The organism is Mesorhizobium sp. M2A.F.Ca.ET.042.01.1.1 (assembly GCF_003997405.1).
Classification (GTDB): domain Bacteria; phylum Pseudomonadota; class Alphaproteobacteria; order Rhizobiales; family Rhizobiaceae; genus Mesorhizobium.
In genome coordinates this window covers 1-5,419 of the sequence record NZ_RZRX01000337.1, presented here as the reverse complement: position 1 = coordinate 5,419, position 5,419 = coordinate 1, and the positions used below count along the sequence as shown (strand labels likewise).

Sequence of the window (5,419 nt, the reverse complement as noted above, 5' to 3'; positions counted from 1 at the left end):
GGCTATCTCGGCGGGGGCACGGGGGGCGCAGCCCCCGCCCCGGCGGCCTTCGTCATGCCAGTGCCGGTGGTGAACGTCGTGAAGAAGACGCTGCCGATCTATCTCGACTATGCCGCGCGGGTTGAGTCGATCCGCAGCATCACGCTGCAGGCGCGCGTGCCGGGCTATCTGCAGGAGCAGACCGCGGCCGACGGCAGCGACGTCAAGCAAGGCGACCTGCTCTACCGGATCGCGCCGGAGGATTATCAGGCCGCGCTCGACCAGGCGAAGGCGCAGGTGCAGCGCGATACCGCGACGCTCGAATATGCAAGGTCCAATCTCGGCCGCGGCACCGACCTCGCCAAGGCCGGCTATCTCGACAAGGACAGCTTCGACCAGCGCACCAGCAATCTTCGCGCGGCGCAGGCCGCCCTTGCCGTCGACCAGGCGGCGGTGCGGACCGCCGAGCTCAACCTTGGCTATGCCGAGATCAAGGCGCCCTTCTCGGGCCGGATCGGCCGCAACCAGGCTTCGGTCGGCACGCTGGTCAGCGTCGCCGGCACGGTGCTGAACACGCTGGTGCAACTTGACCCGATCTATGTGACCTTCAATCCCAGCGAGACCGATCTCGTGCAGATCGAGCAGGCGAAGGCCAACGGTCCGATCGCCGTCGACGTGCTCCTGCCCGGCGAGACCAAGCCCAGCCAGAAGGGTGAGCTGACCTTCATCGACAACACGATCGACCACTCGACCGGCACGATCACGGCGCGCGCCACGATCGGCAACGCCAAGTTCACGCTGCTGCCCGGGCAATATGTGCGGGTGCGGCTGCATGTGAAGGAACAGCCCAACACGCTGATGGTGCCGCAGGTGGCGCTGGGTTCCAGCCAGCTCGGCAAGTACCTCTATGTCATCGGCAAGGGCAACACCGTCGATCAGAAGCTGGTGTCGCTTGGGCCGACCGACGGCGACCTGATTTCCGTGACCTCCGGCATCTCCGAGACCGACCAGGTGATCACGGGCAATCTGCAGAAGATCGGACCCGGAATGCCGGTTTCTCCCTTGCCGCAACCGAAACCGGCCAGCTGATAACCCCCATCAGTTTCCGGTCCGACGGCGCCCTCGACTCCCACGTCGTGGGCGCCGTTTTGTTATGGGGGTTCAGTCGGTTCCCGATGCCGGTTCCGTACGGGGCCTGCCGGGGCTGCTCGCCAGCAATTCGACCAGGCCGGCAATGTCGGCGCGTTCCGCCTTCGCCGGCAGCATGAAGGCGCAATAGGGCTGGCCGAGGCGGACGGAGACGGATGATAACGCGATCAATCGGCCGGCTTCGAGATCGGCGCTCGCCATGATCCGTTGGCCGAGCGCTATCCCCAGCCCCAGCCGCGCTGCGCCGATCGCCAGGCTGGACAGGCCGACACGGCGGCCATGCGACGGGTCGGGCGCGCGGTTGCCCCCGGCGGCGGCGAACCAATCCGCCCAGCTCGGGTGCGAGGCATAGTTGGGACCCCAGTTGGTGTGGATGAAGTGGCTATCATGCATATCGGCCAAGCCGGCAGCTCCTTGGCCGCAGCGCTGCCAGAAATCAGGGGCTGCGACCGGCAGCACCTCGTCATGGACGAGCCGCACCATCTTCAGCGCCGGATAGTGGTAATCGCCATATGAGATACGCAGGTCGATGTTTCTGGCGCACCACATCGACGGGATCGTCCTCGAGGCGGACATCGATCGCAATTTGCGGAAAGCCGTCGAGCAGCACCGCAAGCCTTGGCGCCAACCAAAGCTCGGCAAGCGAGAACGGCACGCTCACCACGAGGCGCGTGCGCAAGCCGCCTTCCAGCATGCGTCGGCCGACCGCCGCGATCTCGCCCAGCGCATGCGCCGTCTGCGGATAGATGGCGTGGCCGGCATCGGTCAGCACGATGCGGTTGCCGTTACGCACGAAAAGCTGCTTGCCGAACCAGTCTTCCAGGTTGCGGATCTGCTGGCTGACCGCGGCCGAGGAGACGCCAAGCTCGCCGGCGGCAAGCGTGAAGGAGCCGGCGCGGTCTCCACAACTCGCCGATCCCAATCAAAAAGCTCTTGTTAGATTGTCGACAATCTGCTTGTCTTGCAGAAATTCCTCCCGGGGGTCGACCTATGGCAAAGCTGGATTTCGGTCCGATCGCGGATACCACGCGCAGGGCGGAGATCGTCGCCCTGCTCAGGCGCGCCATCCTCACCGGACAGCTGGAACCGGGGCAGAAGCTCAACGAGCTCAGGATTTCCGAGCAGATGCGGGTGAGCCGCGCGCCGCTGCGCGAGGCGATGCGCGAGCTTGTGCAGGGAGGCATCCTGACCAGCATCCCCTATGCCGGAACCTTCGTCATCGACGTCACCGCCAAGGACATCATCGACGCCTATTCGCTCAACAAGGTGCTCGATGAATTCGCCATCGAGCTTGCCTGGCCGCAGCGCGACCCTCGCTTCCTCGATGAACTGGACCGCCGCCACGAGGCTGTGAAGCAGGCGACGCGGGCGGTGGACACCACGCGCCAGATCGAGACGGCGCTGCAGCTGCATGGGCTGATTTATGAATGGGCCGACAATTCGGTGCTGCTCGAAACCTGGCAGCGGCTGACCAGCCGGCTGCAGATGTACTTCGCCCTGCATCAGCGGGCGCGCAACGAGCCGGTGCCGGCCGAGGATGTGCACGAAACCTATGTGGCGCTGCTCAAAGGCGCCGACATGCGCGCCGCCCAGCGCCATGCGCGCGAGCATATCGATCTCGATTTCGAGGAGCTGCTTTCCTACGCGCGCGGCCTCGAAAAGCGCACATCGAAGAACTGACAGACGGACAGCAAAGTGAAGATCGAGAGCATCAAGGCCTACCATGTCGTCCAGCCCTTCGTGGACGGGCCTTACCGCATGTCCAAGGGACGCGTCGCCGACTGTTTCGATGCGGTGATCGTCGCCATCACCTCCGACAGCGGTGTGACCGGCTGGGGCGAGATGGCGCCGCTCGGCAATTTCTATTCGGCCGCCTTCCCGGCGGGAGCGCGCGCGGGCGTGCCGGAAATCGCACCGCATCTCATCGGCCAGGATCCGCGCGGATTTGCCGGCATCGGCCGGCTGATGGACACGGTGTTCAAGGGCCACCCTTACATCAAGTCGGCGCTCGACATGGCGTGCTGGGATCTCGCCGCCCGCGCGGCCGACGTGCCGCTGGTGACCATGCTCGGCGGCCGCGAAAGCGACATGGCGGAGACCTATCGGGTCGTCACCCACGGCACGCTCGACCAGATGGCGGCTTTGGCCAAGCGGATCATTTCCGAGGGCTGCCGGCGCCTGCAGGTCAAGGTCGGCGGCAATGTGCATGACGACATCGAGCGGGTGACGACTGTCGCCTCGGCGGTGCCCAAGGGCATGGTGATCTTCTGCGACGCCAATGCCGGCTGGACGCCCTACCAGGCGCGCCAGTTCGCCGACGCCACGCGCGGCATCGACTACACGTTCGAGCAACCCTGCACGACGCTGGATGAGAACATGTCGGTGCGCCGCATGCTCGACAAGCCAATGGTGCTGGACGAATCCGTCACGTCGCTCGGCGAGATGCTGGAAATCCACCGCCGAGGTGCCGCCGATGGGCTGACGCTGAAGATCTCACGGCTCGGCGGCGTGACACAGACACGGCTGATCCGCGACGTCGCCGTGGACCTCGGCTTCATGATCACCGTGGAAGACACAGGCGGCGCCGAGATCGACACCGCCGCCATGGCGCATCTGTCACTGTCGACGCCGGCGGAGCGCCGGCTGCACGCCATCGCCTTCCACGAATGGGTGACGGTGCGCACCGCAAGGAACGCGCCACCGGTGACCGGCAGCCATATGGGCATTCCCGACGGCCCCGGTCTCGGCATCGACGTGGACCCGGGCCTGCTCGGCGAACCCTTCTTCGAGATCGGCTGACATGAAGATCAGGCGCGTCAAGGCAACCCCGATCAACTACCGGCTGGAGGCCCCTTATGTCTGGGTCTTCGGCGAGCTCGACGGCTTCTCGCCGACCATCGTCGAGGTCGAGACCGAGGACGGGCTTGTCGGCATCGGCGAGGCGCCGACGCCGGGCGCGGCGGCCGTCGTCAACGACGTGCTGGCGCCAAGGCTTGTTGGCCGTGACGCCTTCGACATCGCCGGCGCGGAGGAAGTCTGCCTGCCGTTCTGGAGCGGCGTGCAGTCGATCAACGACCGCACCCGCATCATGGCCTTCGGCGCCATCGAGATGGCCCTGTGGGACCTGCGCGGCAAGGCTTGGAAGCAGCCGCTCTACCAGCTGCTCGGCGGCGCGGTGCGCAAGGACATCCCCTTCACCGATTATTTCTCGCTGCGCGGTGATGGCGCCAGGGTCAAGGGCGAGAAGACCCCGGAAGAAGTCGCCGACTATTGCGTCGAGCTACACGAGCGCCACGGCACGACCTTCTTCGAGGGCAAGTTCTCGACGCATGATCCGAAAATTTCGGTGAAGATGGTCGAGCTGATCCGCAGGAAGCTCGGCGGCGACGCGATGATCCGCATCGACTCCAACCAGGCCTATTCGCTGGCCACCGCCAGGCAATTGGCGCGGCCGCTGGAGGAGCTCGGCGTGCGCAACTGGGAGGATCCGGTCGCGACCATCGAGGAGATGCGCGAGCTGCGTCGTCACACTTCGATCCCGTTCTCGACCCACAACATCGATATCGCCCGGGCAATGGAGTTGAAGGTGCCGGACGCCTTCGTCGGCAACCCGACGGCACATGGCGGCATCAACCGCATGCTGCGCTTCGTCGGCGCCTGCGAGCATGCCGGCATCGACTACTGGTGCTACAGCGGCGACACCGGCATCGGCAGCGCCTGCTACCTGCATCTGTGCGCCGCGCTCGGCTGGATCAGGGAGCCCAACCAGTCGCTGTTTCGCATGCAGCCGATGGACATCATCGAGGAAGGCCCGTTCGCGCCCAACAACAACACCGTGCCGGTGCCGGAAGGCCACGGCCTCGGGGTCACGCTGTCGCAAGAAAGGCTCGCCGCCTGCCATCGCGATTTCGTCGAGAACGGCCCCTGCAACAAATATCACGACCCGGAAAAACCCGGGACCTACCGCAGACTGCCGCTGAACTAGGAGGATGTCGAAAAGCCAGCAGGACCTATCCGGAAAAGGCGGCCACAAGTCGCCTGGCCGACAGACAATTCATCAAGAAAATCTGACTTTTCCGTCCCAACGGCGGATGGATCGGTCGGAACCGCATGCTACTGTATATCGACCGATACTGACGAGGCCTGGAACAGGAGAACTCCACGGAACTTGTCACCTGGAACGCACTCGCCAACCACAACAACTGGGGAAAGGGCATAGACCCATGAGCAAGAACTATCGCATTCTCGATCTGCTGCGGCGTGGCCGCACGCCCCTCGAAAACCATCTGAT

The 5,419-nt window shown here is 64.9% G+C and carries 6 protein-coding genes; 4 read left to right on the top strand and 2 right to left on the bottom strand.

The features are described 5' to 3' along the window. A partial coding sequence (locus EOA23_RS31070; RefSeq protein WP_127306926.1) for an efflux RND transporter periplasmic adaptor subunit occupies positions 1–1,068 on the top strand: 1,068 nt, incomplete at its 5' end. A gap of 72 nt (positions 1,069–1,140) precedes the next feature. Here EOA23_RS31070 and EOA23_RS36710 read toward each other — a convergent pair. Both EOA23_RS36710 and EOA23_RS36705 read right to left on the bottom strand, forming a co-directional pair. Then, the gene (locus tag EOA23_RS36710) at positions 1,141–1,677 is read right to left on the bottom strand and encodes a LysR substrate-binding domain-containing protein (protein ID WP_245474397.1); all 537 of its coding nucleotides are present in this window, start codon (positions 1,675–1,677) and stop codon (positions 1,141–1,143) included. Next, positions 1,592–2,050, bottom strand: coding sequence for a LysR family transcriptional regulator (locus EOA23_RS36705; RefSeq protein WP_245474396.1), 459 nt, complete (start codon positions 2,048–2,050; stop codon positions 1,592–1,594). Before EOA23_RS36705 ends, EOA23_RS36710 begins: the two co-directional genes overlap by 86 nt. A 68-nt stretch (positions 2,051–2,118) precedes the next feature. On the opposite strand from EOA23_RS36705, the gene EOA23_RS31060 reads away from it, so the two are divergent. From EOA23_RS31060 to EOA23_RS31050, 3 genes are read left to right on the top strand one after another with little or no spacing between them, the layout of a single operon-like run. Then, the gene (locus EOA23_RS31060) at positions 2,119–2,808 is read left to right on the top strand and encodes a GntR family transcriptional regulator (RefSeq protein ID WP_127306925.1); all 690 of its coding nucleotides are present in this window, start codon (positions 2,119–2,121) and stop codon (positions 2,806–2,808) included. Positions 2,809–2,823: 15 nt separating this feature from the next. Next, positions 2,824–3,927, top strand: coding sequence for a mandelate racemase/muconate lactonizing enzyme family protein (locus EOA23_RS31055; protein WP_127306924.1), 1,104 nt, complete (start codon positions 2,824–2,826; stop codon positions 3,925–3,927). Position 3,928: 1 nt separating this feature from the next. Then, on the top strand, positions 3,929–5,113 hold the full coding sequence (locus tag EOA23_RS31050; protein ID WP_127306923.1) for a mandelate racemase/muconate lactonizing enzyme family protein: 1,185 nt from the start codon (positions 3,929–3,931) through the stop codon (positions 5,111–5,113). The last annotated feature ends 306 nt before the right edge of the window (positions 5,114–5,419 follow it).